The sequence below is a fragment of the Bacteroidales bacterium genome, from assembly GCA_035299085.1.
Lineage (GTDB): Bacteria > Bacteroidota > Bacteroidia > Bacteroidales > UBA10428 > UBA5072.
The window spans coordinates 48,696-73,922 of sequence record DATGXG010000002.1; the positions used below are offsets into that span (position 1 = coordinate 48,696).

General features: G+C 42.1%; 24 protein-coding genes. 12 read left to right on the forward strand and 12 right to left on the reverse strand.

Annotated elements, in window-relative coordinates:
• The first annotated feature begins 50 nt into the window (after nucleotides 1–50).
• Nucleotides 51–1,514: an aminoacyl-histidine dipeptidase gene (locus VK179_00370; GenBank protein HLO57172.1), complete on the forward strand. Its 1,464-nt coding sequence runs from the start codon at nucleotides 51–53 to the stop codon at nucleotides 1,512–1,514.
• Here the strand turns inward: VK179_00370 and VK179_00375 are convergent.
• On the reverse strand, nucleotides 1,511–1,672 hold the full coding sequence (locus VK179_00375; GenBank protein ID HLO57173.1) for a rubredoxin: 162 nt from the start codon (nucleotides 1,670–1,672) through the stop codon (nucleotides 1,511–1,513). The two genes, VK179_00370 and VK179_00375, sit on opposite strands and share 4 nt — an antisense overlap.
• 72 nt (nucleotides 1,673–1,744) lie before the next feature.
• On the opposite strand from VK179_00375, the gene VK179_00380 reads away from it, so the two are divergent.
• Nucleotides 1,745–2,839 carry an alkaline phosphatase gene (locus VK179_00380; protein ID HLO57174.1) on the forward strand — a complete coding sequence of 365 codons (1,095 nt, stop codon included), beginning with the start codon at nucleotides 1,745–1,747 and terminating at the stop codon, nucleotides 2,837–2,839.
• A gap of 59 nt (nucleotides 2,840–2,898) precedes the next feature.
• Entirely contained in the window at nucleotides 2,899–3,783 is an 885-nt protein-coding gene (locus VK179_00385; GenBank protein ID HLO57175.1) for a hypothetical protein, read from the forward strand.
• Here VK179_00385 and VK179_00390 read toward each other — a convergent pair.
• Nucleotides 3,780–5,117 carry a PAS domain-containing sensor histidine kinase gene (locus VK179_00390; GenBank protein HLO57176.1) on the reverse strand — a complete coding sequence of 446 codons (1,338 nt, stop codon included), beginning with the start codon at nucleotides 5,115–5,117 and terminating at the stop codon, nucleotides 3,780–3,782. The two genes, VK179_00385 and VK179_00390, sit on opposite strands and share 4 nt — an antisense overlap.
• Nucleotides 5,118–5,258: 141 nt before the next feature.
• On the opposite strand from VK179_00390, the gene VK179_00395 reads away from it, so the two are divergent.
• Nucleotides 5,259–5,972, forward strand: a complete 714-nt coding sequence (locus tag VK179_00395) for an SAM-dependent methyltransferase (protein HLO57177.1) — start codon at nucleotides 5,259–5,261, stop codon at nucleotides 5,970–5,972.
• On the opposite strand, the gene VK179_00400 is transcribed toward VK179_00395, so the two are convergent.
• Genes VK179_00400 through VK179_00415 form a run of 4 tightly spaced genes read right to left on the reverse strand, consistent with a single transcriptional unit; the run spans nucleotide 5,973 to nucleotide 9,435 of the window.
• A complete protein-coding gene (locus tag VK179_00400) occupies nucleotides 5,973–6,947 on the reverse strand; it encodes a hypothetical protein (protein ID HLO57178.1) in 975 nt (324 codons plus the stop codon). It abuts the gene before it with no gap.
• A gap of 11 nt (nucleotides 6,948–6,958) precedes the next feature.
• The gene (locus VK179_00405; GenBank protein ID HLO57179.1) at nucleotides 6,959–7,879 is read right to left on the reverse strand and encodes an FKBP-type peptidyl-prolyl cis-trans isomerase; all 921 of its coding nucleotides are present in this window, start codon (nucleotides 7,877–7,879) and stop codon (nucleotides 6,959–6,961) included.
• On the reverse strand, nucleotides 7,860–8,399 hold the full coding sequence (locus VK179_00410) for an FKBP-type peptidyl-prolyl cis-trans isomerase (protein ID HLO57180.1): 540 nt from the start codon (nucleotides 8,397–8,399) through the stop codon (nucleotides 7,860–7,862). Before VK179_00410 ends, VK179_00405 begins: the two co-directional genes overlap by 20 nt.
• Nucleotides 8,389–9,435 carry a DHH family phosphoesterase gene (locus VK179_00415; protein ID HLO57181.1) on the reverse strand — a complete coding sequence of 349 codons (1,047 nt, stop codon included), beginning with the start codon at nucleotides 9,433–9,435 and terminating at the stop codon, nucleotides 8,389–8,391. The genes VK179_00410 and VK179_00415 overlap by 11 nt, the downstream gene beginning before the upstream one ends.
• Nucleotides 9,436–9,567: 132 nt before the next feature.
• On the opposite strand from VK179_00415, the gene ndk reads away from it, so the two are divergent.
• Genes ndk through VK179_00435 form a run of 4 tightly spaced genes read left to right on the forward strand, consistent with a single transcriptional unit; the run spans nucleotide 9,568 to nucleotide 14,125 of the window.
• Entirely contained in the window at nucleotides 9,568–10,002 is a 435-nt protein-coding gene (gene ndk / locus VK179_00420) for a nucleoside-diphosphate kinase (protein HLO57182.1), read from the forward strand.
• Between the two features lie 18 nt (nucleotides 10,003–10,020).
• Nucleotides 10,021–12,090 carry an oligopeptide transporter, OPT family gene (locus tag VK179_00425; GenBank protein HLO57183.1) on the forward strand — a complete coding sequence of 690 codons (2,070 nt, stop codon included), beginning with the start codon at nucleotides 10,021–10,023 and terminating at the stop codon, nucleotides 12,088–12,090.
• Between the two features lie 7 nt (nucleotides 12,091–12,097).
• Nucleotides 12,098–12,433 carry a PqqD family protein gene (locus VK179_00430; GenBank protein ID HLO57184.1) on the forward strand — a complete coding sequence of 112 codons (336 nt, stop codon included), beginning with the start codon at nucleotides 12,098–12,100 and terminating at the stop codon, nucleotides 12,431–12,433.
• 18 nt (nucleotides 12,434–12,451) lie between these two features.
• Nucleotides 12,452–14,125, forward strand: a complete 1,674-nt coding sequence (locus tag VK179_00435) for a peptide MFS transporter (protein HLO57185.1) — start codon at nucleotides 12,452–12,454, stop codon at nucleotides 14,123–14,125.
• Nucleotides 14,126–14,382: 257 nt separating this feature from the next.
• Here VK179_00435 and VK179_00440 read toward each other — a convergent pair whose 3' ends face one another.
• The 3 genes from VK179_00440 to VK179_00450 form a co-directional block, all read right to left on the reverse strand.
• Complete coding sequence (locus VK179_00440; protein ID HLO57186.1) at nucleotides 14,383–16,020, reverse strand: C69 family dipeptidase; 1,638 nt, start codon at nucleotides 16,018–16,020, stop codon at nucleotides 14,383–14,385.
• Nucleotides 16,021–16,801: 781 nt separating this feature from the next.
• Nucleotides 16,802–17,866: an anhydro-N-acetylmuramic acid kinase gene (locus VK179_00445; GenBank protein ID HLO57187.1), complete on the reverse strand. Its 1,065-nt coding sequence runs from the start codon at nucleotides 17,864–17,866 to the stop codon at nucleotides 16,802–16,804.
• Complete coding sequence (locus VK179_00450) at nucleotides 17,866–19,602, reverse strand: M23 family metallopeptidase (GenBank protein ID HLO57188.1); 1,737 nt, start codon at nucleotides 19,600–19,602, stop codon at nucleotides 17,866–17,868. Before VK179_00450 ends, VK179_00445 begins: the two co-directional genes overlap by 1 nt.
• Before the next feature lie 136 nt (nucleotides 19,603–19,738).
• Here VK179_00450 and VK179_00455 point away from each other — a divergent pair, with 136 nt between their 5' ends.
• The 3 genes from VK179_00455 to rny all read left to right on the forward strand — a co-directional run bounded on the left by VK179_00455 (nucleotide 19,739) and on the right by rny (nucleotide 22,162).
• Nucleotides 19,739–20,035, forward strand: coding sequence for a hypothetical protein (locus VK179_00455; GenBank protein ID HLO57189.1), 297 nt, complete (start codon nucleotides 19,739–19,741; stop codon nucleotides 20,033–20,035).
• Nucleotides 20,036–20,050: 15 nt separating this feature from the next.
• A complete protein-coding gene (locus VK179_00460) occupies nucleotides 20,051–20,344 on the forward strand; it encodes a cell division protein ZapA (GenBank protein ID HLO57190.1) in 294 nt (97 codons plus the stop codon).
• A 261-nt stretch (nucleotides 20,345–20,605) separates the two neighbouring features.
• Nucleotides 20,606–22,162, forward strand: a complete 1,557-nt coding sequence (rny, locus tag VK179_00465) for a ribonuclease Y (GenBank protein ID HLO57191.1) — start codon at nucleotides 20,606–20,608, stop codon at nucleotides 22,160–22,162.
• Nucleotides 22,163–22,252: 90 nt separating this feature from the next.
• On the opposite strand, the gene VK179_00470 is transcribed toward rny, so the two are convergent.
• Nucleotides 22,253–23,125, reverse strand: a complete 873-nt coding sequence (locus VK179_00470) for a transglutaminase-like domain-containing protein (GenBank protein HLO57192.1) — start codon at nucleotides 23,123–23,125, stop codon at nucleotides 22,253–22,255.
• 99 nt (nucleotides 23,126–23,224) lie between these two features.
• Here VK179_00470 and VK179_00475 point away from each other — a divergent pair, with 99 nt between their 5' ends.
• Complete coding sequence (locus tag VK179_00475; protein ID HLO57193.1) at nucleotides 23,225–23,695, forward strand: DUF4293 domain-containing protein; 471 nt, start codon at nucleotides 23,225–23,227, stop codon at nucleotides 23,693–23,695.
• Between the two features lie 142 nt (nucleotides 23,696–23,837).
• On the opposite strand, the gene pyrI is transcribed toward VK179_00475, so the two are convergent.
• Both pyrI and pyrB read right to left on the reverse strand, forming a co-directional pair.
• Nucleotides 23,838–24,293 (reverse strand): aspartate carbamoyltransferase regulatory subunit, encoded by a 456-nt coding sequence (gene pyrI, locus VK179_00480; GenBank protein HLO57194.1) that lies wholly within the window; start codon nucleotides 24,291–24,293, stop codon nucleotides 23,838–23,840.
• 17 nt (nucleotides 24,294–24,310) lie between these two features.
• Nucleotides 24,311–25,222, reverse strand: coding sequence for an aspartate carbamoyltransferase (pyrB, locus tag VK179_00485; GenBank protein ID HLO57195.1), 912 nt, complete (start codon nucleotides 25,220–25,222; stop codon nucleotides 24,311–24,313).
• Nucleotides 25,223–25,227 lie beyond the last annotated feature (5 nt).

The following is a 25,227-nucleotide window of genomic DNA, read 5'->3' on the forward strand; positions in this document are numbered from 1 at the left end:
TTAAGGAAATATATTTTATATTTGATCGGTAACCTATTATAAATTAATTCATGAGTCAACTTAACGCCCTTCAACCGGAATCAGTGTGGAAATATTTCGATGAAATAACCAAAATTCCCCGTCCTTCAGGCAAAGAAGAAAAAATGATTGAATATGTGACAGGATTTGCCACAAAGCATAATCTTGAATACAAAAAAGATGATCTTGGGAATGTAGTGATCAAAAAACCAGCCTCACCCGGTTTTGAAAACCGTTCATCGGTTTGCCTGCAGAGCCATCTCGATATGGTATGCGAGAAAAACAGCGACAGCAACCATAATTTTGAAACAGACCCGATTGAAACACTGGTTGACGGTGACTGGCTTAAGGCAAACGGCACAACACTGGGTGCTGACAACGGCATAGGAATTGCCGCCCAGCTTGCTTTACTTTCTGATGACTCTATTCAGCACGGACCGGTTGAATGCCTTTTCACTATAGACGAAGAAAGAGGACTTAACGGCGCCAAGGGATTATCTGAAGGTTTTATTACTAGTAAAATTTTAATAAACCTCGACTCAGAGGATGAAGGCGAACTTTTTATCGGGTGCGCGGGTGGAATGAATACAATAGCCACCATTAAATATAATGTAAGAAGAACACCTGAGAAGTCGGTTGCTTTTAAAATCCAGGTTTCCGGACTTCAGGGTGGCCATTCGGGAACCGATATCCATAAAAACAGGGGAAATTCGATTAAAATTCTGAACCAGTTCCTGTGGGAGTCAAGGAACAGGTTCGGCGCAAGGCTTTCGGTTTTTGAAGGTGGCAACCTCCGGAACGCCATACCCCGTGAAGCCTATGCGGTTATTACCGTTCCTGAGGATTATAAAGATGTTTTTACCGGATATTTCCATGATTATGGACGGATTCTGAAAAGGGAATACATGGTTGATGAGCCAAACATTAAGATCACAATGGATCCGGCTATACTTCCCGAAAAAGTGCTGAAGAAAAAAGTAATGGAGAAACTTCTTAACTCGCTTTATGCTTGTCCTCACGGAGTGGTTTCATGGAGCAGGGTAATGGAAAATCTGGTTGAAACATCAACCAACCTGGCTTCTGTTAAATTCGAAGGAATGAACCGGATTGTCATCGGCACGAGTCAGCGTAGTTCGGTTAATTCTGCCCGTATGCAAATCGCCAATACAGTGAGAAGTACTTTTAAACTGGCCGGTGCACAGGTTGAACAAACTGACGGATACCCCGGATGGAACCCCAATCCTGATTCAGCAATTCTTAAAATAACTGAAACCAGTTATAAAAAGCTATTCAATGTAAATCCGGCAGTAAAAGCTATTCATGCCGGTCTGGAATGCGGTTTGTTCCTTGAAAAATATCCTTACCTGGATATGATTTCATTTGGTCCGACCATTGTAGATCCTCATTCGCCTTCAGAAAGAATAAGTATTTCAACAACCGAAAAGTTCTGGCTGTTGCTGCTTGATGTGCTGAAGAATGTTAAAACGGAAAATTAATCTGCAGGTTCAAAGTCAGCTTTGGTGACACCGCAAACCGGACAGATCCAGTCGTCAGGTATTTCCTCAAAAAGGGTTCCGGGCATCACTCCGCCATCAGGATCACCTTCGAGAGGATCGTAAATGTAGCCACAGATTGTGCATTTATATTTTTTCATACTATTCACCGGTTCTCAATAGATACAAAAGTATAATTTTACAGAATATTTCAATTTGCTAAATTTTAAAAGATGAACGTAAAAAACTTAAGAGGGTATTTGCTGATTTTAGGATTGCTTTCTTTTTCAATGAGTTACTGCCAGGAGACTATTAGAGTTCATAAAGAGGACATGCCTAAAAATATCATACTCTTTATTGGCGACGGAATGGGTCTGGCCCAGATACAATCGGGGTTAACGGTAAATTACGGAAGACTGAACCTTCTTTCTTTCCGAAACATAGGTTTCAGTAAAACACAACCCGCCTTTGGTTATATTACCGACTCCGGAGCAGGAGCCACCGCATTGTCGACCGGTGTTAAAACATACAACGGTGCAATTGGTGTGGGACCGGATTCTGCATCGCTTAAAACAATTCTTGAATATGCCGAGCAAGCGGGACTTTCAACTGGTCTTGTTTCCACAAGCGCCATTACACATGCAACTCCTGCTTCATTCATTGCACACAGCAATTCAAGAAATGATTACGAGGGAATTGCCGCTGATTTCCTTAAAACAGATATTGATGTGTTTATTGGCGGAGGCAGAAATAATTTTACGCTAAGGAAAGATAAACGGAATCTTGTGCAGGAACTGCGTGATAAAGGCTACCAGGTTATGTTTTCAATGGACAGTATCCGGGGAGTCAGACAGGGAAAGCTTGCCGGATTAACAGCACCTGACCACAATCCGTCGATTCTGCAAGGCCGCAACCGCGAAATGCTTATAACGGCCACTCAAACAGCGATTAATCTTTTGAGCAAAAATAAAAAAGGATTTTTCCTGATGGTGGAAGGGTCGGAAATTGATTTCGGAGGACATGCCAACAATACTGATTTTGTTGCCCAGGAGGTCATTGATTTTGACAGGGCAATCGGGGCTGCCCTTGATTATGCCCGTTTGTATCAGAACACTCTTATTATTGTCACTGCCGATCATGAAACCGGAGGTATGGCTTTAACCGGAGGCAGCTTTAAAGAAGGAAAGGTTTCTGCAAAATTTGCCCTCACCGATCATACCGGAGTTATGGTACCTGTATTTGCATATGGTCCGGGATCAAGGTTATTTCAGGGTTTCCAGGAGAACACTGAAATATTTGATAAAATGAAACTTCTGTTTGGCTTCTGAATAATAAAGAACAATAGGCCATACTGAATGTTACACCTGATGTAGTATTATATAAGCCTATGAAAACTATGCTGCTGACCGGATTGATTTTAATTACTTTGTCGTGCATTCCAAGGGAAGATCCTCCCCAGAGGAATCCGGAGCTGCTTACCGAAAAAGTGCTGCCATCGGTACTCGATGAAAACTCGGGAATGACTTCATTCGGCGATCTCATATGGTTTATAAACGACAGTGGAAATGACTCGGCCATGTATGGTTACAGCACACAGGATAACGAGGTAAAAAGAACTGTCCATATCCACAGCGCCCATAATACCGACTGGGAGGATATCACTCAAAACAATCAGTATGTATTTATCGGTGATTTTGGAAACAATGCAGCAGGAAACCGTACTGATCTTCGAATTTATATAATCCGTAAGGATGATGTCATTGCAAACGATACTGTGGAGCCGGAAGGGGTAATCAATTTTTCATATGAAGATCAATCCGATTTTTCGGCCCAGGGAAATAATAACACCAATTTCGACTGCGAAGGATTTATAGCAACTGAAAGTACGATTGTCCTTTTCAGCAAGGACTGGATCGATAATAAAACCCGGTTATACACTCTTTCCATCGCACCCGGGTTACAGACGGCTATGCTCAAGAAAGAATGGAATGTAGGAGCATTGGTTACTTCTGCCTGCTATTCAGGATCTGCAGGTGATCTTTACCTGGCCGGCTATACCGAAAGTCTGACCCCGGTTATATGGCAATTCACCGGCTTTAATACGGAAACACTGAATTTTGACCATGTATCACGAACCGATTTCGATATGCTTTTCACTCAAACGGAAGGCATAATGATATTGAACGGACAAATATATGTTTCTTCGGAAGCATTTACCCTGATACAACCCGGAACTCCGGCTTCGCTGTTCAGGCTTGACAGGGGCAACTAATTCAGTTTTGACGGATTCAGAGTAAACGTTATCGTAGTCCCTGAACCTTTTTCACTGTTTGCTTTAATTCGGCCATTGTTCTTTTCGATAAACTCCTTGCAAATAATCAGTCCAAGTCCTGTTCCCGATTCACCCATTGTACCGGCCGTTGAATAATAGGTATCAATCCTGAACAGCTTATTCAGGCTTTCACGGTCCATCCCGATTCCATTATCGCTCACATTCACTTCAACAAGCTCTTTATTCGGCTTCACTGAAATGACAATCTCACCGCTCGGGTTTGAGAACTTTATGGCATTGCTTACAAGATTTCTCAAAACCGTGTTTATCATATTTTTGTCAGCATGAACATGAATTTCCTCTGAGACTTCGTTTTTAAGAATGATGCCCTTTTTTAAAGCCATGCCACAGTTAAGATCAACGACAGTCTGAGCAATTTCGCCAAGATCAAAGTTCTCCGGCTTGAAATTTATATTGTCGGTTTGGGTTCTTGCCCATTCCAGCAGGTTTTCAAGAAGGTTAAAAGCAGTGTGTGAGGAAACACTGATTAGTTCAAGAACACTCAGTTTATGCTGATTATCCATTTCATAATAATCATGCCTGAGCAATTCACTGAATCCTATGATGGCATTGAAGGGATTCCGGAGATCGTGGGCAATGATCGAGAAAAATTTGTCCTTTGTACGATTCAGCCGTTCGAGCTCGGCATTGATCATGAGCAGGTTTTGCGTTTGTTCGGCAAGCTCTTCCGACTGAATTAATATCTCTTTTTGCCTGTTTTCGAGCAGGCGGTTGGTTTCCTGAAGATCCTCAGACTTCTTCCGCAACTGGTTTTCAATGTTTTTCAATTTTGAAATATCACGGCATATTCCTGCCAGTCCTATTATGGTTCCATCATCATTTCTGACCGGAACCTTTGTTGTTGCCCGAATAATACGATTTCCATATTCATCCAGGGCATTCTCTTCGAAATTGATCATCGGAAGGCCGGTATCCATGATCTTCTGCTCGTCAGCATAAAATGCCGAGGCCATATTTTCAGAATAGAAATCAAAATCGGTTTTACCGATAAGGTTTTCAGGTGTTGTGCCCATTACCATAGCCACTTTGGCGTTTGCCAGGGTAAACCTGCTTTGCCGGTCTTTGATAAAAATCAGGTCAGGAATAGTATCCACAAGGGTTCGGAGCTGCTTCCTCTCATTCTGAACTGAAACCAGAGCTTCATGATCTTTATTCTTTGTGTTGCGACGGTAGTACGATGCAACTAAATAAACAATCAAGGCCAGAATGGCTGAAAAAACAATTCCTGCTAAAAAATAGAAAGCCTTGATCACGACCGTAATAGAGTAATGTCAGGTAAATAAAGTAAAAATGTGTGCCCGGATTGTACGTAAAAAAAGCCTTTCAGGTTAAGATTTAAACAGCCAATTTGACCTTTTCATGCATAAGGTTTAATTATATTTAGAAAAAAAATAATGGAGCCTGGGGTAAAAAGAAAGTTGTATCTGATTCCTTCAACGCTGGGTGATTCAGATATCGATAAAGTAATTCCGGTTTATAACCGCGGAATCATCCGCGGATTAACCCATTTTGTGGCAGAAGAAGAAAAAACGGTGAGGCGTTTTCTGATCCGTTGCGGCTATCAGAATATTCAGCAGGCTGCTTTTTATTTATTGAATGAACACACTCCTCCCCGCGACATTCCTTTTATTTTTTCGGATTCAGGTTCAGCTGACCTTGGTTTGATTTCTGAAGCCGGGTTACCGGGTGTGGCAGATCCTGGAAATATGCTTGTTTCAGAAGCCTTCAGATTAGGTATGGAAGTTATTCCGCTTTCAGGCCCCTCTTCGCTTATGCTTGCCCTTATGGCATCCGGCCTCAATGGTCAGCAATTTGCCTTTAACGGATATCTTCCACAGAAACCAAATGAAAGAATCGCCAGGATCAGGCATTTTGAGAAAAGATCGGCAGCTGAAAACCAATCGCAAATTTTCATTGAAGCCCCTTATCGCAATAATCACCTGGTGGAATCATTACTCAGCACCCTTAGACATGAAACCAGACTTTGCATAGCGGTGAATCTGACCCTTGAAAATGAATGGATCCGCACAAAGACAATCGGTGAGTGGATTAAACAACCCCCCGGAGATTTAAAAAAACTGCCGGCCGTATTTATTTTCCTGGCTTAGTTATTGTCCCTGCTTGATATCCACGACTTCAATATCATAGATAAGACTTTGGTAAACAGGCACTACAGTGTAATTCTGAGTTGGATATACATATCCTGTTTTGCCGTAAGCCATTGAATTTCCAATCGCAATGGAAACCTTACTGTGGTTTTGGAATCGGATTGAATCAAAAGCTACCTTTAAACCGTTTGGAAACAGCATCATATTGGTAGGGGTTCTCATCCCGGGTTTATATCTCGATATTCCTTTTTCGGCATTCGAATCAAAAACACGATTTGCCACTATGGTGCTCCCATAGGCATCCACGATCCGTCCTGTATAATTAAAATAAATCGAATCCCCGCTGCCGAAAGAATCGATTGCTGTTGAAGCTTCTGTGATCTTATACCAGAGCGTGGTATCACCAATTTGCGTTCCCTCACTATAATTTTCCTGAACATAAAGATACATTGTAGAATCATCAAAAGCTTCAGGGTCTTTTATGACTTTAAGCAATTCAAGCTCATAAACAAGAGGCTTATAATCGTAGTTAGCCTTATCTGATGGCAGTATTACGGTAGCTTTGCCGCCTTCCTTCATAAGCGAAAGCGCTTCGTTGATGCCCGGCATACTGTAACCGTACATCATTTTAATTGGTCCGTATAAATAATATTTGAAAATACCCGAGAGAGGCCAGTCGGCTTTTAACGAATCGTAGCTGGTCTCACGGATCACACCATCCTCAAGATACCTTCCGACATAATTAATAACCACATAATTGTCTTTTCCAGGAGTCACGCCGGTTCCGGCCTTATTCTCAATAAAATAAATACCTCCTTCTGTTTTTTTATCCTCAGTAATATTATGATCAGCCAGGTATTTACTGATTATCTTTTTCTCGTTATTTTCGAGATCTTCAATATCGTTTTTAACACAACCTGATGCCAGCACTATGAATGCTGAAACAAAGAAAGGGAGCAGCTGAATTTTTCTCATAGCAGAAAGAATTAATCGTTGTGAACCGGATCAGCTAATGCTGATTTGTTTAACGGCGAAGATACCTTTAAAATTTCAACCTCAAAAATGAGAGATGTGAATGGCGGTATCAACTGATTGGATGATCCCTCATTCCCGAATGCAAGCTGTGAGGGCAAAATAAACAGGCTTTTCTCACCTTCGCTCATCATTCCGATAGCCTGCTCCAGTCCTTCAATTACCTGCCACTCGGTACCATAAACAAACTGAAAGGGCTGTCCGCGCTTTACGGTAGAATCAAAAAACCTGCCATTGAGAAATTTCCCTTCATAATTAACGGTAACCGTATCCCCTTTTTCAACCTTAATACCATTGCCCTTTATGAGATTAAGGTAATACATACCGCCTGGCAAAGGACTCACATTCAGCTTTTCCTGGTCAATAAACTGGGTGAGGATTACTTTTTCATATTCACCAAAATCCTGAATCCATGAAAGAAAGGCCTGTTTCTCGCGGGTGTAGTCTTCTTCAGTTTGTATGTCGATCATATCAACCTTTACCTTTACGGGATCATCTGTTTTAATAAAACGTGGTAAAGGACTGTGAAGTGTGTTTTCGAAAAATTTAGCGGCCGAAAGAATAAAAACAGCACTTTCTTCAGGGGATAGTAAGGTAAAACATTCATCAATAGCACCTTCATAAGCAGGTTCTTTTACCTGGAATTTTCTTTTTCCGTCGAAGAATGCGGAATCGTTCATCGTCAGGTAGGTAAGATTTACGGTTATATAGTCGCCCGGTTTAGCTTTAACTGAATCCTCATCTCCAATAGCCGTGAGTTTATAGTATATACCATGCGATGCTTTCTTATAACCCGGGTATCGGGCAAAATGATCACATGAAACAACTGAAAATAAGAGAATCAGAAAGAATATTTCATGAAGCTGCCTGTGCATCTGCCTTTATGATTTTTAGATGATATACAATTATGGAACGAGCCGGAATTTTATCACCGTCTCCCTGGAATCCGAATGCCAGGTGCGGAGGAAGAATAAGGACGGCTTCGCTGCCTTTTTGCAGGAGCCTGACGCCTTCATCAAGGCCTGATTCCACTTCCCCTTTACCAACTGTAAATTGTTTATTTCCGAGCGAATCCGAACTGTAACAACGAGTTCCGTCAAGAAGCCTGACATCATATTCAAGCGTCACTGTCATTCCATCCTTAACCGGTTCGCCGGTTCCTTTTTTAGTAATTCCATACCACAATCCCGTTTCAGATTCCTGAAGGGATAGATTATGCTGCCTCATATAATCAGTGATTTTTTGCTTGTCTTTTTGTACAAGCATCCTGTTCACTTCAACCATGGCGTTCTGTGTTTCCCTTACCTCTTTTTCCGTAATCTGCCTTTCCGGCTGACGGGAACAACTGCCCGTGACCAGGGCAACAGTCAGAAGGAATAAAACATTAATCCTCATCACGGTTCAATTTATCGCGATAACGGGGCAATAAATCCTTAAATTGTTTTAAGGCTTCGTCAAGAGAGCAATATGCCTCCCCACCTGAAGCATTTTTATGCCCTCCGCCATGAAAATGATCTCTTGAGAATTCATTAACAGGAAATGTACCCTTCGAACGGAATGAAAGTTTTATATGATCATCCTTTTCAAGGAACAGGGCCGAGAAGCAAACTCCTTTTATCGACAGGGGATAATTAACAAATCCTTCACTGTCGCCCACTTCGAAGTGGTATTTTTTCATATCAGCTTTTGAAATTGAAATGATACCTGTTTTGAATTCAGGAAAAACTTCAAGTTTCTCATTCAGGCTGAAACCAAGCAGGCGCATTCGGTGTTCCGAATAATTATCGTATACAAAGGAATAGATCTCATCTTTGTTGATTCCGTAATCCAGCAGATCAGCCACAGTTTCCCACGTTTTCCGGTTAGAGGAATTATAGCTGAAGCATCCTGTATCGGTCATAATGCCTGTGAAAAGGCAAGCCGATATTTCAGCGTCCATCTGATTTTTAAAGGCTGCTTCATGAATAAACCGGTATACCAGTTCTGCAGTTGAGCTGGCGGAAGGATCGGACAGCATACAATCCACTTTCATTGTGGGTGCGGGATGATGGTCAATGAGCACCCTGAAGGCTGCTGAGGATTCAAATACATCGCGAAGGTCACGGAATCTTTTGATTTCATTGAAATCAATGGCGAAGATCATTTCAGCATTCTTCAATATGCCAACCACCCTGTCATGTTCATGTTTAAGGATAACGATTTTATCTGAACCCGGCATCCATTTAAGAAATTCAGGGTAGTCGTTGGGAGAAATCACATCACAGTTGTGCCCCATTTTTGTGAACAGCCGGTTCAGGGCAAGTGCAGAACCCAATGTATCGCCGTCGGGATTAAGATGACAAAGAATGGCTATTTTTTTTGCCTGACTTTTAAGTAACTTAACAGTTTGGCTTATATTCTGCCAGATGATTTGACCTTCAGAATTATTCATGCATGATTCGAAAACGCAGTGTTTTTAAAAGGTCAAATTTAATTAAGTTCTTATCTCAATGGCTGATTTGTGTAATCAAGTTTTTAATTAATTTTATTTATATTCGCCCATACACCAATAAAAATCAAGATTATGGCCGGAACAAAGACCTTTTTCATAATCAAGCCGGGGGCTGTAAGTCATGAATATATAGGACCCATTCTTGCCAAGATCAATGCCGCCGGTTTTCATTTTTCGGCATTGAAGCTTACCATGCTGGACCGGTATCATGCTGAACATTTTTACGCGGTTCATAAACAGAAGCCGTTTTTCGAAAGTCTTGTAACTTTTATGACTTCCGGCCCTGTCGTTGTGGGAATACTTGAGAAGGAAAATGCTGTGGCTGATTACAGGAAACTGATGGGTGCCACTGATCCTGCAAAGGCTGAAGAAGGAACCATACGAAAACTTTTTGCTGAAAACATTGAACGCAATGCGGTTCATGGATCTGACAGCGACGAAAATGCCGATATTGAATGCGATTTCTTTTTTGCAAAGGGAGAGCGATTTTCAAAATTCGAGGAGTGAAAAATTAAAAATAACTATATGGCCGAAAATAAAAAATTTATTCCGTTTGTATCACCTGATACCAGTATGAAGGAGTTTTCAGTGAGGGCACTGATCATCGGACTTGTCATGGCTGTTGTGTTGGGAGCCGCCAATGCCTACCTGGGCCTGAAGGCGGGAATGACAATTGCTGCAACGTATCCTGCAGCGGTGATTGGTATGGCAATTCTGAAAGCCATGAGAGGATCGATTCTTGAAGAGAACTTCGCCCGTACCGTAGGTTCAATAGGTGAGTCGGTTGCTGCCGGAGCTATTTTCACACTTCCGGCATTTTTTGTATCCGGAATCTGGGATCCTTTCTTTACTCCCGGCCATTATGTGGCATCCACCCTCATTCTCATCGCAGGTGGCGTGCTGGGTATCATGTTTGTTGCCCTTTTACGGCGTGTGATGGTTGAAGATACCGAATTGCCCTTTCCCGAATCGGTTGCAGCCGCTGAAATTCATAAGGCAGGCCAGTCGACAGGCAACAATTCAAAGTTTCTTTTCGCCGCCATGGCTATGGGAGGGCTTGTTAAATTACTCGGAGAAATCAAGCTGTTCCCTGTTTACTGGGAAAAGTTCTTCCTTTTTGTCAAACAAACTGTTACAGGTACCAAATTTACAGGCCAGGGCGGTATGATGCTCGGAAGTCCCGGAATTAGTCCCGCTTACATTGGCGTTGGCTATATTATTGGTCCGCGTCTGGGTTCTTTGAACTTCAGTGGGGGTGTTCTTGCGTGGGGCTTGCTTACACCCATGATCCTGTATTTCCTGGCTCCCTCATTCGATCTGAATGCCATGGCTGCTTCGGTGATGGCTTCAAATCCTTCCCTCACACCCGATGCTGCCATGCATAAAGTGTGGACTGACACCTTCTATTCCATTTGGCGTTATGTTGTCCGCCCCATAGCTATCGGCGGAATGCTTGTCAGCGCAGTATTCACCTTGTGGAGAATGAGAAAAAGCCTCACAGCAGGTATTGCCAGATCAGTTAGCGATGTGAAAAAGGCCGCTGCCGGTCAGCAGGTTGACATTCCGCGGAATGAAAAAGATATTCCCTTCAACCGCATAATGATCGGTATTTTTTCAGTTGCCGTGCTTACTTTCCTCATCACCTTTTATATATTCCATACAAGCGCATTGGTTGCCCTTGTTGCCGCCACTGTAATGATTATCCTTGCCTTCTTTTTCGCAGCCGTATCGGGTTACCTTGTAGGTATCATGGGCTCAAGCAATAACCCCATATCAGGACTTACCCTTACCGCTCTTGTGGTTACCGCATTGCTTATGGTTGCCCTTGGCGTAACCGGAACTGAAGGCGTCGCATCGGTTCTTGGAGTGGCAGCCATAGTATGCGTTTCAGCTGCTGTGGCCGGTGAAATGTTGCAGGACCTTAAAGCCGGGCATATCCTGGGTGGAACACCCTGGCGAATGCAGGTTGGTGATATCATAGGCGTTGTACTGGCCGGCCTTGTAATGTTCGGCGTCCTGGTTTTCCTCAATGACGGTGACATTGCAAAAGGCATCCGTGAAGGGTATGACGGCGGTTTTGGAAGTAAAAACCTCTCTGCCCCACAGGCCAGTCTAATGGCTATATTATCAAAGGGTATTGTTAGCGGACAAATGGCATGGCCTTTAATTATTGCCGGTATGCTTATGGGAGTAGCATTCATTATGATGCAGGTTAAAAGCCCCATGCTGGTTTGCGTAGGTATGTACCTTCCGTTGGAAACCACGTTTGCCATTTTCCTTGGCGGACTTTTTAAAGGTCTTGTTGACAATATCAGTGAGAAACGAAAATTCTCAGCTGCTCAGAAAATCAATTCGGAAAACACCGGGGTATTGCTGGCCTCAGGATTAATAGCAGGCGAAGCACTGATGGGACTTGTAATCGCCATTTTCGCTGTCGGGAATATTTTCCTTTACGATATAGTTTCAATTTTCAAGCATCCTCCTTTCATTATAAGTATACTTGTGTTGGCTGTGATAGCTGTTGTACTTGTAAGAATTCCCCTGAGGAATGCCGGAAAAGCTGATGCACCCGTACCGCCGGGCGCTGTAATGTAGTATTGTAATGGCCCGAGATCCGCGGAATTTTCTGGATATGGTTCCTGTCCGGAATATAACTGAATTCACCAGGGATGGGGATGAAATAACATTGCTTCTTCCTAAGTTCAAAAGTGCCTGGATGCGTAAATGGCTGATACCGCCGCGCAGGTCGGCCCACATCAAAATTCACCTTGATACAATGGGAAGCAAGGTATGGGATTTGATTGATGGCATACGGAACACGGGAGAGATCTGTGAACGGATGAATCCAGGTTCCGCTGAACCGGCAGAACCGATGGAAAAAAGAGTCACTGAATTCCTAAGGCAGCTTTATAAAAACAGATTTATTCTTTTTAAATAACATTAAAAACCTTTTCAAATGTTTAAAGGACATCCAAGGGGATTGCTGATTGCATCCCTTGCCAATATGGGCGAAAGATTTGGTTTCTACACCATGTATGCTATTTTCACCTTGTTCCTTCAGGCAAAATATGGCTATGATTCCAGTAAAACAGGGTTCATATGGGCAAGCTTCCTGTTTGGTGTTTATTTCCTGCCCCTTTTGGGAGGTTTTATTGCGGATAAACTCCTGGGATACGGGAAAACAATAACAGTGGGAATTTTTGTTATGTTTTTCGGCTATTTGCTACTTGCCATGCCGCTGAAGGGAGATACAAGCCTGTGGCTGGTGATCGGTGCACTGTTCACAGTGGCTCTCGGCACCGGACTTTTCAAGGGCAATCTTCAGGCACTTGTCGGCAATATGTACGATGATCCGAAATACAGCGACAAACGCGATTCGGCTTTCACCATTTTCTATATGTGCATCAATATTGGCGCCATGTTTGCTCCAACGGCTGCAGAAGCGGTGAACAATTACGTACTTAAAGCGGCTCATTATACATATGACTCAAGGATTCCCGCACTTGCCCACAAATTCCTGGAGAGCAAGCTCGGCAATATTACTGAATACCTGAACATAGCCAGACTGCAGGATGCAAATGTTACAGCTGAAACACTCGGGAGCTTTTCGCAAAACTATATTGATGCACTGAGTAAATCGTATCATTATGCCTTCGGTGTTGCATGTATAAGTCTCATTATTTCAATCATTATATTCCTAGGCTTTAAGAAGTTTTACAGTTATGCAGATAAGACCGAAAAACAAAAAGCCATGGCCGACAAAACGGCTGTTATAGAACTTTCTCCTGAAGAAACGAAAAGGCGTGTTTTTGCCCTTTTCATGGTATTTTTTGTAGTGATTTTCTTCTGGATGTCTTTTCATCAGAACGGTTTAACAATGACACTTTTTGCCCGTGATTATACCGTTCCATCAGTCGGAAGATTCACTAACCTGTGGTTTGACCTTTTCGGTTTATTGCCGATTTTGTTGTCTGTCATCGGTCTCGTATTTGCCCTGGGTAAAAAGAACCAGGTAAAAACAAGGCTATTAGGTTTTGGTGCCTTTGTTCTGTTCGGACTTTTGGCGTATTGGCGTTACAGGGGATACGGAGAATCCAATCCCTTCACTCCCCAGAAGTTCCAGCATTTTAACCCATTTTTCATTGTGGCACTGGGACAGATTGTTTTGGGTATCTACGCATGGCTGCGGCTAAAAGGCAAGGAACCTTCGTCACCCCGAAAAATAGGATATGGCATGATCATTACAGCCATAGCTTTCAGCCTGCTCATTATTGCTTCACTGAATTTACCGTCGCCGAAATCAATCGGCGGTGAAGTTTCACATACACTGGTCTCGCCATACTGGCTGATATCCACTTATTTTATGCTCACCATTGCTGAATTGTTCCTGAGTCCTATCGGCATCTCCTTCGTATCGAGGGTTGCTCCGCCTAAATATAAGGGACTGGCACAGGGTGGATGGTTTGCTGCCACTTCAGTGGGTAACCTGCTTGTAGGATTGATGGGCTATTTCTGGGACAAGGTTTCCCTGAGCGTGTTCTGGTCGATTCTCGTATTTTGCTGCCTGCTATCGGCCTCATTTATATTCATTATCATAAAGAGGCTGGAAAAAGCAAGTGAGACGGCGTAGGTAAAACGCCCCGTCATTGCGAGGAGCCAGATAATCAATGATTATAGTAAAAACATAAAGCGACGAAGCAATCTGCCCGAACTGGCAGGGCTTTCCCAAGAGATTGTTTTCAATATTATACTTATTGATTCAGGCTCTTCTAATGGCTAAGTTCTTCCTGTGCGGGCAGATTGCTTCGTCGCTATCCATTCTGCTATAATCATATATAGTCACGCTCCTCGCAATGACGAACGTACGCTCCTCGCAATGACGATTTCTCAATGCCCTTCATTCCCTTCCGGAACTCTTATCCTGTCGCCGGCGTCTTTGGCCACTTCGCGGTACCATGCCTCGTCATAACCGGGTTGTTCGAGTTTCGGGTTTTTCTGTCCGGCAACTTTTGTCTTCACATTGCCATCCATGTACCGGGTAAAAAGAAAGGCATACAGATCTTTCCATTCTGCAACGGTTTTCTGTCCTGCGTTTACCGAATAATCAGTAATCAGTTTTATAGCTTTTTCAGGATTCTTTTTGTAAAGAGCAGCAGCCTCCTGGTCGATCTTTGCAGTTTCGGCCATATAGCCGTTCTCAAGTTTTTTCTGGCGTTCCTGGATATAAGGTAACATATAATTATACCTTGTATAAGCCAGGTTTGAGACCTGGTTGAATACCCAGAACGCAGCATCGGGTGAAAAATCCATCATATCGCCATTTCCGACTGCAAAAGCAGGAGGAACAGATGTCATACCACAATACATCGGGGAATATACCGTACTGTATGTATCGTCAACTCCAAACCATAAAATTCCGCCTACAGGATCGGGCAAAAACGCACGTGACTGGGCTATAAACGAGAAACCAGTCTGTTGTGTTGAAATGGCCCTTTCATTCAGGTAAGTCTTACCATCCACTTTCCAGGTCATGGGTCTCCATCTTACAATTGACTTATTGGGACCGGCACCGATATCCTGAGTCATATCAAGAGGTGTTCCCTGGTAGTAATCGCGCATCATGTTCATCACGTCCTCAGGACCAAGCTTACGATTAGCCTTAACCCATAAGGGCATCCTGTGTTTCAGGTTTTCTCCTTTAACATAGTCGGTATACTCGTCCATGCCATCAGCAACCTTTCTGAAACCTGTCCAAACCCTGGCATCACAGAAACGGGCACCGTCAAATGTAACCGGGGCATAGGCATCTGAAAAACTAAAATTTTCGTCAGAGCCGGTATAATAACCCTTACTCCGGGCAAAAGAAATCACATCTTTTGCATACAGGCAGTTTTTAGGATCATTTAACGGGAAAGTTGTTATACGGGCCTGGTTGGCATGTCCACAAACGTACCCGTCTGGTATCCGCCTGGCAACCCAGACTGCGCCTTTGTTTCCGGGACCCTTGCCAATGAGTTCCATGATCCAGACTTCATTCGGATCAGCAATTGAAAAAGATTCGCCTTCGCTATAATATCCGTAAGTCTGCATAAGCTGATCAATTACCTGAATTGCTTCACGGGCTGTTGTTGCACGTTGAAGGGCAATATAAATCAGGCTGCCGTAATCCATTATGGCAGTTGTATCCTGCAGTTCAAGTCTTCCACCATAGGTTGTCTCACCAATGGCAACCTGGTGCTCGTTCATATTTCCCACTACATTATAGGTATGTTTTACCTGGGGTATTTTTCCAAGATATTTTCCTGTATCCCATTCATAAATGTCAAGCATTGCGCCTGCAGGATAATCCTTTGCAGGGTAATGATACAACTCACCAAAAAGTACGTGAGAATCAGCTGCGTAGGAAATTAATACAGAGCCATCCCGGGTTGCACCCTTTGACACTAAAAAATTTGTACACGAAAAAGTATTTTCAAGAGCGAAAATGAATATTCCGATAAGTGTTACAATGAATCTATTTGTCATATTAATGAGATTTGCTGATAAAGTTAGTAACAAAATTTATATTAAGGCATTGACGATTATCAGTTCTCAGAACAACGTTCCTTGATCTTTTGTAAATTTTAACATCTGGCACGGCTGATCCGTTTTCAGTTAACATTTTTTCGGTGTTTTTAACAGGTAATGACTGGATTCGGCCTGTCACAGACATTAATTTTGCATTGGTAATTAAGCATGAGCATAAACAGAAAGCTAGAGTTGGATTTTCATAATTAGTAGTATTAGTTAATAATTAGTTTGTTTTTTTGTAGTTAGGGTTAAGAATGGGTGAGACCATGGGTTCTCACCCATATCTTTTTTAGTGGGGGCTTCGGAAAAACTTCTTAAATCTTAAATCAGTGTTCGGTGTTCGGAGTTTTTGTGACCAATGGGACCAATAGGACCAATGGGACGCCTGAGGATTTAACACGCTCCTACTAATGACGACTTTTCGTAATTCATTATAGCTAATGAATAACCCTGAAAGGGTTCAATTTGAATAACCGCGGGTGAAACCCGTGGTACGGTGCTACGATGACAAACACAACTCTGAAAGAGTTGAATAATACATAATTGAAATTGAACCCTTTCAGGTTTCTTGTCTGCTGGCATCATAATCCACGGGTTTCACCCGCGGTTATTCAGATCTCGCTACTTCGTAGCTATCGTGAAAGCCCGTGGTTGTCATATCATTGGGTGATCTTTAATAAGGTGTTCTTACTCGCAATGACGAGCTTTTTGTATCCAGAATCCAGTATCTTGTCTTTTAATACGGTTCAAAAATTACTCCCCCGCTCGAATCCTGCGAGGCACCGGTTACTGATGCGTAACAATTCACCTCTCCCAGCAAACGCAAAACACCAAGGAAGGCAAATATGAGAGCTTCCTTAAATTTTATTATCGTGTCGTCAGGCAATATGATCTCCGACCCGGACTTTTGGCGGATCAGTTCAATCAGAAACGTATTGTAGGCTCCTCCTCCTGTGGTCAAAACTTTTCCGGCAGGGTACCGGTTAATCCAGGCAGCGATCTGGATGGCAGCATGTTCATAAAAAGACCGCAGGAGATCTGGGATCGGAATATCATATTTTGAAATTACCGGCAGGAAAACCTGTTCAACCCATTCCCTTCCCAATGATTTAGGACCTTTATAACTATAGAACTCAAGATTATTCAATTCGTCAACCAGCAGCTGATGAACTGATCCTTTCCTTCCAAGCAGGCCATCCCTGTCGAATTCCATTTTAAATTCCGATGCATACCGGTTAGCTATAAAGTTTACGGGACAAAGGTCACAAGCTATACGTGTTCCTTTTTCTTCATTTGAAATATTAGCAAAACCGCCAAGGTTGAGGCAGAAGTCATATTCAGAAAACAACTGGCGGTCGCCTGCAGGAACCAGGGGAGCCCCCTGCCCTCCCAAGGCTATATCCATCGACCGGAAGTCTGAAATAGTCAGAATATTGCATTCCTGAGCGATTGTCAATCCTGATCCGATCTGGAAAGTAAATCTTTTCTCGGGCTGATGAAAGATCGTATGGCCATGAGAAGCAATAAGGTCAACCTTTCCGGGAAATCCCTCAATAAAACTCTTAACCTGTTCACCGGTATACTTTCCATATTCATTATGCAGCTGCATGAATTCAGCGGCGTTCAGCGAAGCTGCCATTTCAAGCCTGTGTTTCCAGATCTCCGGATAAGGGATGGTTTTGGCTGAAAGAACCTCAAACTGCCAGTTTCCCTTTTTCATTTCAATCCTGCATAATACAAGGTCAAGTCCATCAAGGCTTGTTCCCGACATTATGCCAACCACTGTATATTTCCTTTTCATTAAAAGTAGAAACTACCGTTATATTTAGCTGTATTTCCCTTGTTATCCGTTACAATAATTTCAAGATGATGCAACCTGTCCCGTGTTAACCGGCTTTTATCCATCTTGTAGCTCAGCAGGTCATTTTTTGCATCATATTCAAAGAGGCACCAGCTTTTGTCGATATAGCCCGAATATTTCTGTATACCTGAAAGTGTATCGGCAATTACAAAGGAAATCACATCATCGGGTTTATATTTTGCCTGTGGCTTAAAGCTAACCGGCCTGATAACCGGTGCAACCGTATCAATGGCTATAATGTAATCACCGAAAGTTCTGACCCTGCCTGTAACATACCCGTTCTTGTATTCCCCGCCCTGGCATATCCATGAACCCTTTGAACCCCGTAATGCCAGGTATGCCTTATGTCTTAGCGTTTCAGGCAACTCAGCAGCCTTAATCGACAGAATATAAGAGGATAATAAAGGAGTATACCTGTTGTGAATGCTGTGCACAGGTGAATAACGAAAACTGTCATTCTGAGTTTCTTTATACTGAAAATCGATATCATCAAACAGGGAGTTCTTAGGAATAGATACACGTACCTGCCCGTTTTCAAATACGTTAAGGCTGTCGTAATTAAAATGACCGGCAACTGTGGTGTCTGCCTGAATCTCTTCAGGTATATGATGTACAGGCCGCAGGTAGAACGTAAGCTCTGACTGGTTTCCGTAGGTGTCGGTTACAGTGATTTCAATTTCATGTACCTTTGTATCGGTAAAACGGAGTATCCCCCGGTTCTCGGCCTTTTTGAAAATGCTGAGGCTATTGTTAGGATCAATGAAAAGCTTTTGAAACTTCCGTCCCGACCGGAGCATCTCGCCATAATCGTAATAGCTGTTAATATAATTTGCCGCATCAAAAGAAACACTGTCAATGTTGCAAACGAAATAGGGCCTGTTATCAACCTTAACATGAATTGAAGCGGGTCCGCATTGATTCGTTGTATTATCCAGGAAATCGTATGTTTCAAGTCCGAGACCAATATTTCCGCTAACTGAAATCGTATCCGGAACGATGAAGTCCCTTTTGGCCGTGTGCTTTATTTTAACCGACAGATTCTGACGGATGCCATTCACTGAGCTTGACGTATCTTTTGAATACAGCATGAGCCACATCAATTCAGGCCTTGTTTTATCTTTCACATCGAAACCGTATAGCAACGGATTCAAGGGCACTGATCCGGATTCATCACGGACTTCAAAATGCAGGTGCGCGCCGAAAGAACCTCCGGAATTACCCGACCAGCCTATGAATTGTCCTTTCCTGAAAACAAACTTATTCTCCGGAGGAGAAAGATCGACCGTGAACGACTTTTTATGGTATTGCTGCTCCTTTACATATTTTTCGATGGAAGGTTCGAACCTGCTCAAATGCCCGTATAATGTTATTAATCCTGAAGGATGTTTTATATAAAGCGCATTCCCGTAGCCACCGGTGAGCACAACCACGCGATATACATATCCGCTGTCGGATGCGTAAACATTTTTTCCTTCTACCTGTTGAGTTTTAAAATCGACACCCGCATGAAAATGACCCGCCCGGTATTCACCGTAATTACTGGACAGGAACAGCGGAATGTCGAGTGGCGATACGAACTGTGGCTTATTCGTTTTTTCCTTGTTTGAGGATTGTGAATATGCAGACGTGGTGATAAATAACCCTGAAAGAAATAAAAAAAGTGAAATATTATGCATATATTTAAATGACGATTTGCAATTGAACATGTAGTCTGAAAGCAAAATTATAAATTTTAGCTATGTGTAATTGTATAAAGAACTAATTAGTATTTTTGCTTTTTTGAGAAATAACAGGATTCTGTGATCAGATTATATGGATTCAAAGTCAGATGAGATATTTACAGGATTGAAACAGAGGATTAAAACTCTTGTTGCACTCTATGAAACCGAACGGAGCAGGAACAATGCACTAAAGGAAAGAAACCTTGAATTAACTGAACGAATTACTGTACTTGAAAACAACATAGATGAACTGAATAAAAAATACGAAAACCTAAGAATAGCAAAAGTGTTATCCTCAGTGCCTGGTGAGGATGTACATGATACAAAACTACAGGTAAACAAAATCGTGCGGGAGATTGATAAATGCATTGCTCTCTTGAACCGATAAAAGACGGATCTTGCTATGGATGATAAACTGTCAATAAAAGTAAATGTTGCCGACCGGTATTATCCACTAAAAATAGAGAGAAAGGATGAGGAAAAGATCAGAAAGGCTGCCAGGTTAATAAATGATAAAGTGCTGCAATATAAGCAGCGTTATCTGGACAAGGATGTCCAGGATTTTTTGGCAATGGCAGCTCTGCAGTTTGTAACACGGGTAATTGAGATGGAAGATAAAATGGATGTCTCACCCCTGGAGCAACAACTGCAGGAACTGAATGATGAATTGGAGTCTTATTTAAGAGAGAGTAAATAAGTTCTTTACATAAGAAAGATATAGCCCGCATAGTTTCTTACAGTGCTGTGAAACTCAACACTTTATAAATTGGAGAAAGCTCAGCATGTCAAGAACAGGCCATAATCATCCCGTTTCGACGGGAGAATTTCTCCGCTTAGGCGAAGGGACAATGGAAGTTCGAAACATTTTGGCCTCTCCACCCATGTCGTATTGGGGTTTTTACACACCAGGAGAAACATATGCGGGTTTTTTATTATATATAAATAATTTTCAGATTCAATGATCCTATTAGATACACTAAATTTATTAAGTCTGGTAATCGGCCTTGCCTTCTTTATTGTGGGCGGCGGATTATCGTATTTCCTTTGGAATTTCGCGCTGAAAAAGAAGAAGGAAAGTATTCTGAAAGAAGCTGAGCTTGAAGGTGAAGCTCAGAAAAGAGACAAGATGCTGCAGGCAAAAGAAAAATTCCTGCAACTCAAAAGCGAGCATGAACGCTATATTAATGAAAAGAACAGCAAGATCAACGCCATTGAGAACAGGCTGAATCAAAAGGAAATGCAGCTCTCACAGAAAATCGAAGAGCAGCAGCGTATGAAAAACGAACTGGAATCGGTGCGTGAGAATATGAATGTTCAGCTGGGTTTGTTTGAAAAGCGTTCAGAAGAACTTGAAAAGCTGCACAGGCAGCAGGTTGAACAACTTGAAACCATTTCAGGGCTATCCGCTGAAGATGCCAAGAACCAGCTTACTGAATCGTTGCGTGAAGAAGCAAAAGTTCAGGCTATCTCCTATGTGAATGAAATAATGGCTGAAGCCAAAATGACAGCGACCCGTGAAGCCAAAAAGATTGTTGTTGAAACGATACAGCGGGTTGCTTCGGAAACTGCTATTGAAAATTCAGTTACTGTTTTCAATATTGAAAGTGATGAAATAAAGGGTCGGATAATAGGTCGCGAAGGCCGAAATATCCGCGCACTTGAAGCTGCCACCGGTGTTGAAATTATTGTGGATGATACTCCTGAGGCCATCATTCTTTCAGCCTTTGACCCTGTAAGACGTGAAATTGCACGTCTGGCGCTTCATCTTCTTGTAACCGACGGAAGAATACATCCCGCCCGCATTGAGGAAATTGTTGAAAAAGTCAGAAAGCAGGTTGAAGAAGAAATTGTTGAAGTCGGAAAGCGAACAACAATCGATCTTGGAATTCACGGACTGCACCCCGATCTTATCCGCCTTGTCGGAAAAATGAAATACAGGTCGTCATACGGTCAGAATCTTTTGCAGCACTCAAGGGAAGTTGCAAACCTTTGCGCAATTATGGCCAGTGAACTTGGGTTAAACGCTAAACTTGCCAAGCGGGCAGGCCTTTTGCATGACATCGGCAAGGTTCCTGATGATGAGCCCGAATTGCCCCATGCCGTTTTTGGTATGAAGCTGGCTGAAAAATATAAAGAAAAGCCTGAGATTTGCAATGCAATCGGTTCACATCATGACGAAGTGGAAATGTCTACGCTGATTGCTCCTATTGTGCAGGTTTGTGATGCCATTTCAGGTGCCCGTCCCGGTGCCCGTCGTGAAGTGGTTGAATCCTATATCAAAAGACTTAAGGACCTGGAATCTCTCGCTCTTTCTTATCCCGGAGTAATGAAGACTTACGCCATACAGGCCGGCAGAGAACTCAGGGTTATTGTAGGCAGCGAAAAGGTTTCGGATAAGGAAGCTGATAGCCTGTCATATGAGATTGCAAAGAAGATACAGGATGAAATGACGTATCCAGGTCAGATAAAAATTACAGTAATAAGGGAAACAAGAGCGGTTTCCTACGCGAAGTAATTGACGATTTACGATTTACGATTTACGATTATAGTTTAGGATGTATGCAGACGAATCGTAAATCGTAAATCAAAAAATCGTAAATTTTTTTTATTCCTTCACTTCCAGAATTTCCAGCAATTCCTTCATCTTCGCGATCTTCTGCGCATAACCCAGCTTTTCAAACGACAGAATAAGGTTATTGATTAACCTTACAATAATGTCCACATTTGAGCAGGGGATATAAAATGAAGGATGAGATTTGATTTGCTGCTGGCTTATGAAATAGTCGATTTCCCGGCGACCGAGAACTGCACCCTTGTTATAAGGATTGATATAAAAAAGGATATCTTCCGATTCATCGGCTGCATCATGCTGCCTGTATTCATCCTTATAGGCAAGTATGAAATTTTTCGGAAGATTTACTCCGTAAATGGGTAAGCTCAGCTTATGGGCAACCGAAAGATAAATGATAGCCAGTGAAATGGGATTACCCTTCCTGGTTTCAAAAACCTGGTTTATATAGGAATTCTGCGGTGAATAAAAATCAGCGTTGTTGCGAGCGAATTTATGAAGGTCAAAAATAACATAATTCAGTATCTTGACTTTTTCAAGGGCAGTCAGGTTGTTATTGATCTCAAGCCAAACATCCTTCCGGATACTCTCAATCATACCGTTCATTTTGCTCATGGTGATATCCGGGAATTGAAAACGTGCTACATAAAAAGCACCTTCAAGAACATATTCGGCACCTGTTTTAAGCCAACGTCCAAGATCTGTTTTTACCCTGTTGAATTGTATTTCCTGTATCAGATTTTCAAGCCGTGCCTGTGTTTTTTCATTTAATGTGCCTTCCCAGGCCTTTTCTAATTCGGGGATCACTTCAGCCCCCTGTCGTAATAACGTTCCAGTAACGGTATTGATAACCTCATGATCATTATCGTCAAGTAAGGAAATCATTGCCAATATCTCTCTCTTATCCATATCCGATTGTTATTGTACAAAATTATCCAAATTCAATTTCTGAAGCTAAATAAATTGCTAACTATTTTTTTTCATAAATTTGGATAAAATCATGAATCTATGATCCAACGCGTTCAATCAATCTACCTGCTTCTTGTTACCATCTTAATGAGCTTTATTCTTATAAAGCCTTATGCCGGTATTACCCTGGTCGACGGACAGTCATTGCTGCTTAAAGCACACGTTATAACCATCCAGTCAGGCGAAAATGTGATTTCCACTTATAAAACAACTATTCCGGTGATTTTCCTCGTGTTGGTATCGGGATTTTTAAGTTTTTTCACGATATTTCTTTATCACAAGCGCATTTTGCAAATCAGGCTCACGTTACTGAATATGGTGTTTATTGTGATACTGACCTGCTCGATGCTGGCTTACTATTTTACGGTTAAGAGCAATTTTACCGATGAAACATCAACGCTCAGGCTTGGCATGGCCTTTCCTGTACTTGCACTGATATTTTGCACCATGGCCATTCGCGGTATAAGGCACGATGAGCTGCTTGTGAAATCGTATGACAGGATCAGATAAACGTTTGAATACCGTTTGAACTGAAATCGTTTGAATAAAACCGTTTGAACTGAAATTGTTTGAATAAAACCGTTTGAAGTACTTTGATATTTAAACTTTTTCAAACTCTTTTTCAAACTTCTTTTTTAAACGGCGAAGCCAATCAAACAATCTCAATATGATCCTGGTCGGTGATCTTTTCGCAATAATGGCATTTCAGCTTTACATTGCTTTTTGAAATTACCTGGAAACGGGTAACAATGCGCTCATTATTGGTTATGCATTTGGGATTCATGCATTTCGCAATCCCGATTATTTCTTCCGGAACTTCTACAATTCTCTTTTCTACAACCGAATAATCCCTTATGATATTCAGTTTAGCCTGGGGTGCCACAAGGGCAATTTTGTTTATTTCCTTGTCAATAAAGAATGTATCGGATAGTTTTATGATGGCCTTCTTACCCAGTTTTTTGCTGATAAGGTTAGTTCCGAATGTAATCTGCTTGTCAATCTTATCCAGGTTCAGAATGGATATGACCTTGAAAAGTACATTTGCGGGAATATGGTCGATTACAGTGCCGTTTTCGATGGCACTTACTTCCAGTTTCTTGTCTTTCATGTGAAGCATGATTAAATTTATTTAAGTCCTAATATTGAAGCTATAATGGCTTGCCTTACAAAGACACCGTTCAGGGCCTGGGTAAAGTAATAGGCTTTGGGACTTGAATCCACATCCTGATCTATTTCATTCACCCTGGGAAGAGGATGAAGCACTTTCATCGTTTCCTTTGTTCCATCAAGCATTTTGTTCTTTAACACATAGGCATTTTTAGTACGCTCATATTCAATTGGGTCTGAAAATCTTTCTTTCTGAACTCTTGTCATATATATAATATCGGCATCTTTCACATTGGCGCCAAAATCTTTTTGTTCCGTATATTTCAATCCCAGCTGGTTGAGGTAATACTTATATTCTTCAGGCATTTTGAGCTCATCGGGTGAAATAAAGTGAAAGGTTGTCTGGAACTGAGTCATGGCCATCAGCAGGGAATGAACCGTACGTCCGTATTTGAGATCGCCTACCATCATAATAGTGAGGTTATCAAGTGTCCCCTGGGTTTTCTGAATGGAATACAGGTCGAGCAGCGTTTGGGTAGGATGCTGATTGGCCCCATCGCCTGCATTTACTACCGGAATATTGGTTACCTCACTGGCAAACCGGGCAGTTCCTTCAAGCGGATGCCTCATCACAATAAGATCGCAATAATTACTTACGATTTTAATAGTATCATAAAGGGTTTCACCCTTTGTAACGCTTGATGAGCTTGAGTCGCTGAATCCGATGACTTTCCCTCCGAGTTTCAGCACGGCACTTTCAAAGCTGAGCCTTGTGCGTGTAGAGGGTTCAAAGAAAAGTGTGGCAACTACTTTATCCTTCAGCAAGCCGGGTTGTGGATTTTTTTCAAACTCATCGGCCAGCTGAAGTATGCGGAGATATTCCTCCTTGCTGTAATCGGTAATGGAAACCAGGCTTTTATTATTTATCATAAGAT

Coding starts and splice junctions, on each gene's coding strand:
- VK179_00370 (HLO57172.1), top strand. CDS start 51: ATGAGTCAACTTAACGCCCTTCAACCGGAATCAGTGTGGAAATATTTC.
- VK179_00375 (HLO57173.1), bottom strand. CDS start 1,672: ATGAAAAAATATAAATGCACAATCTGTGGCTACATTTACGATCCTCTC.
- VK179_00380 (HLO57174.1), top strand. CDS start 1,745: ATGAACGTAAAAAACTTAAGAGGGTATTTGCTGATTTTAGGATTGCTT.
- VK179_00385 (HLO57175.1), top strand. CDS start 2,899: ATGAAAACTATGCTGCTGACCGGATTGATTTTAATTACTTTGTCGTGC.
- VK179_00395 (HLO57177.1), top strand. CDS start 5,259: ATGGAGCCTGGGGTAAAAAGAAAGTTGTATCTGATTCCTTCAACGCTG.
- VK179_00400 (HLO57178.1), bottom strand. CDS start 6,947: ATGAGAAAAATTCAGCTGCTCCCTTTCTTTGTTTCAGCATTCATAGTG.
- VK179_00405 (HLO57179.1), bottom strand. CDS start 7,879: ATGCACAGGCAGCTTCATGAAATATTCTTTCTGATTCTCTTATTTTCA.
- VK179_00410 (HLO57180.1), bottom strand. CDS start 8,399: ATGAGGATTAATGTTTTATTCCTTCTGACTGTTGCCCTGGTCACGGGC.
- VK179_00415 (HLO57181.1), bottom strand. CDS start 9,435: ATGAATAATTCTGAAGGTCAAATCATCTGGCAGAATATAAGCCAAACT.
- ndk (HLO57182.1), top strand. CDS start 9,568: ATGGCCGGAACAAAGACCTTTTTCATAATCAAGCCGGGGGCTGTAAGT.
- VK179_00425 (HLO57183.1), top strand. CDS start 10,021: ATGGCCGAAAATAAAAAATTTATTCCGTTTGTATCACCTGATACCAGT.
- VK179_00430 (HLO57184.1), top strand. CDS start 12,098: ATGGCCCGAGATCCGCGGAATTTTCTGGATATGGTTCCTGTCCGGAAT.
- VK179_00435 (HLO57185.1), top strand. CDS start 12,452: ATGTTTAAAGGACATCCAAGGGGATTGCTGATTGCATCCCTTGCCAAT.
- VK179_00440 (HLO57186.1), bottom strand. CDS start 16,020: ATGACAAATAGATTCATTGTAACACTTATCGGAATATTCATTTTCGCT.
- VK179_00445 (HLO57187.1), bottom strand. CDS start 17,866: ATGAAAAGGAAATATACAGTGGTTGGCATAATGTCGGGAACAAGCCTT.
- VK179_00450 (HLO57188.1), bottom strand. CDS start 19,602: ATGCATAATATTTCACTTTTTTTATTTCTTTCAGGGTTATTTATCACC.
- VK179_00455 (HLO57189.1), top strand. CDS start 19,739: ATGGATTCAAAGTCAGATGAGATATTTACAGGATTGAAACAGAGGATT.
- VK179_00460 (HLO57190.1), top strand. CDS start 20,051: ATGGATGATAAACTGTCAATAAAAGTAAATGTTGCCGACCGGTATTAT.
- rny (HLO57191.1), top strand. CDS start 20,606: ATGATCCTATTAGATACACTAAATTTATTAAGTCTGGTAATCGGCCTT.
- VK179_00470 (HLO57192.1), bottom strand. CDS start 23,125: ATGGATAAGAGAGAGATATTGGCAATGATTTCCTTACTTGACGATAAT.
- VK179_00475 (HLO57193.1), top strand. CDS start 23,225: ATGATCCAACGCGTTCAATCAATCTACCTGCTTCTTGTTACCATCTTA.
- pyrI (HLO57194.1), bottom strand. CDS start 24,293: ATGAAAGACAAGAAACTGGAAGTAAGTGCCATCGAAAACGGCACTGTA.
- pyrB (HLO57195.1), bottom strand. CDS start 25,222: ATGATAAATAATAAAAGCCTGGTTTCCATTACCGATTACAGCAAGGAG.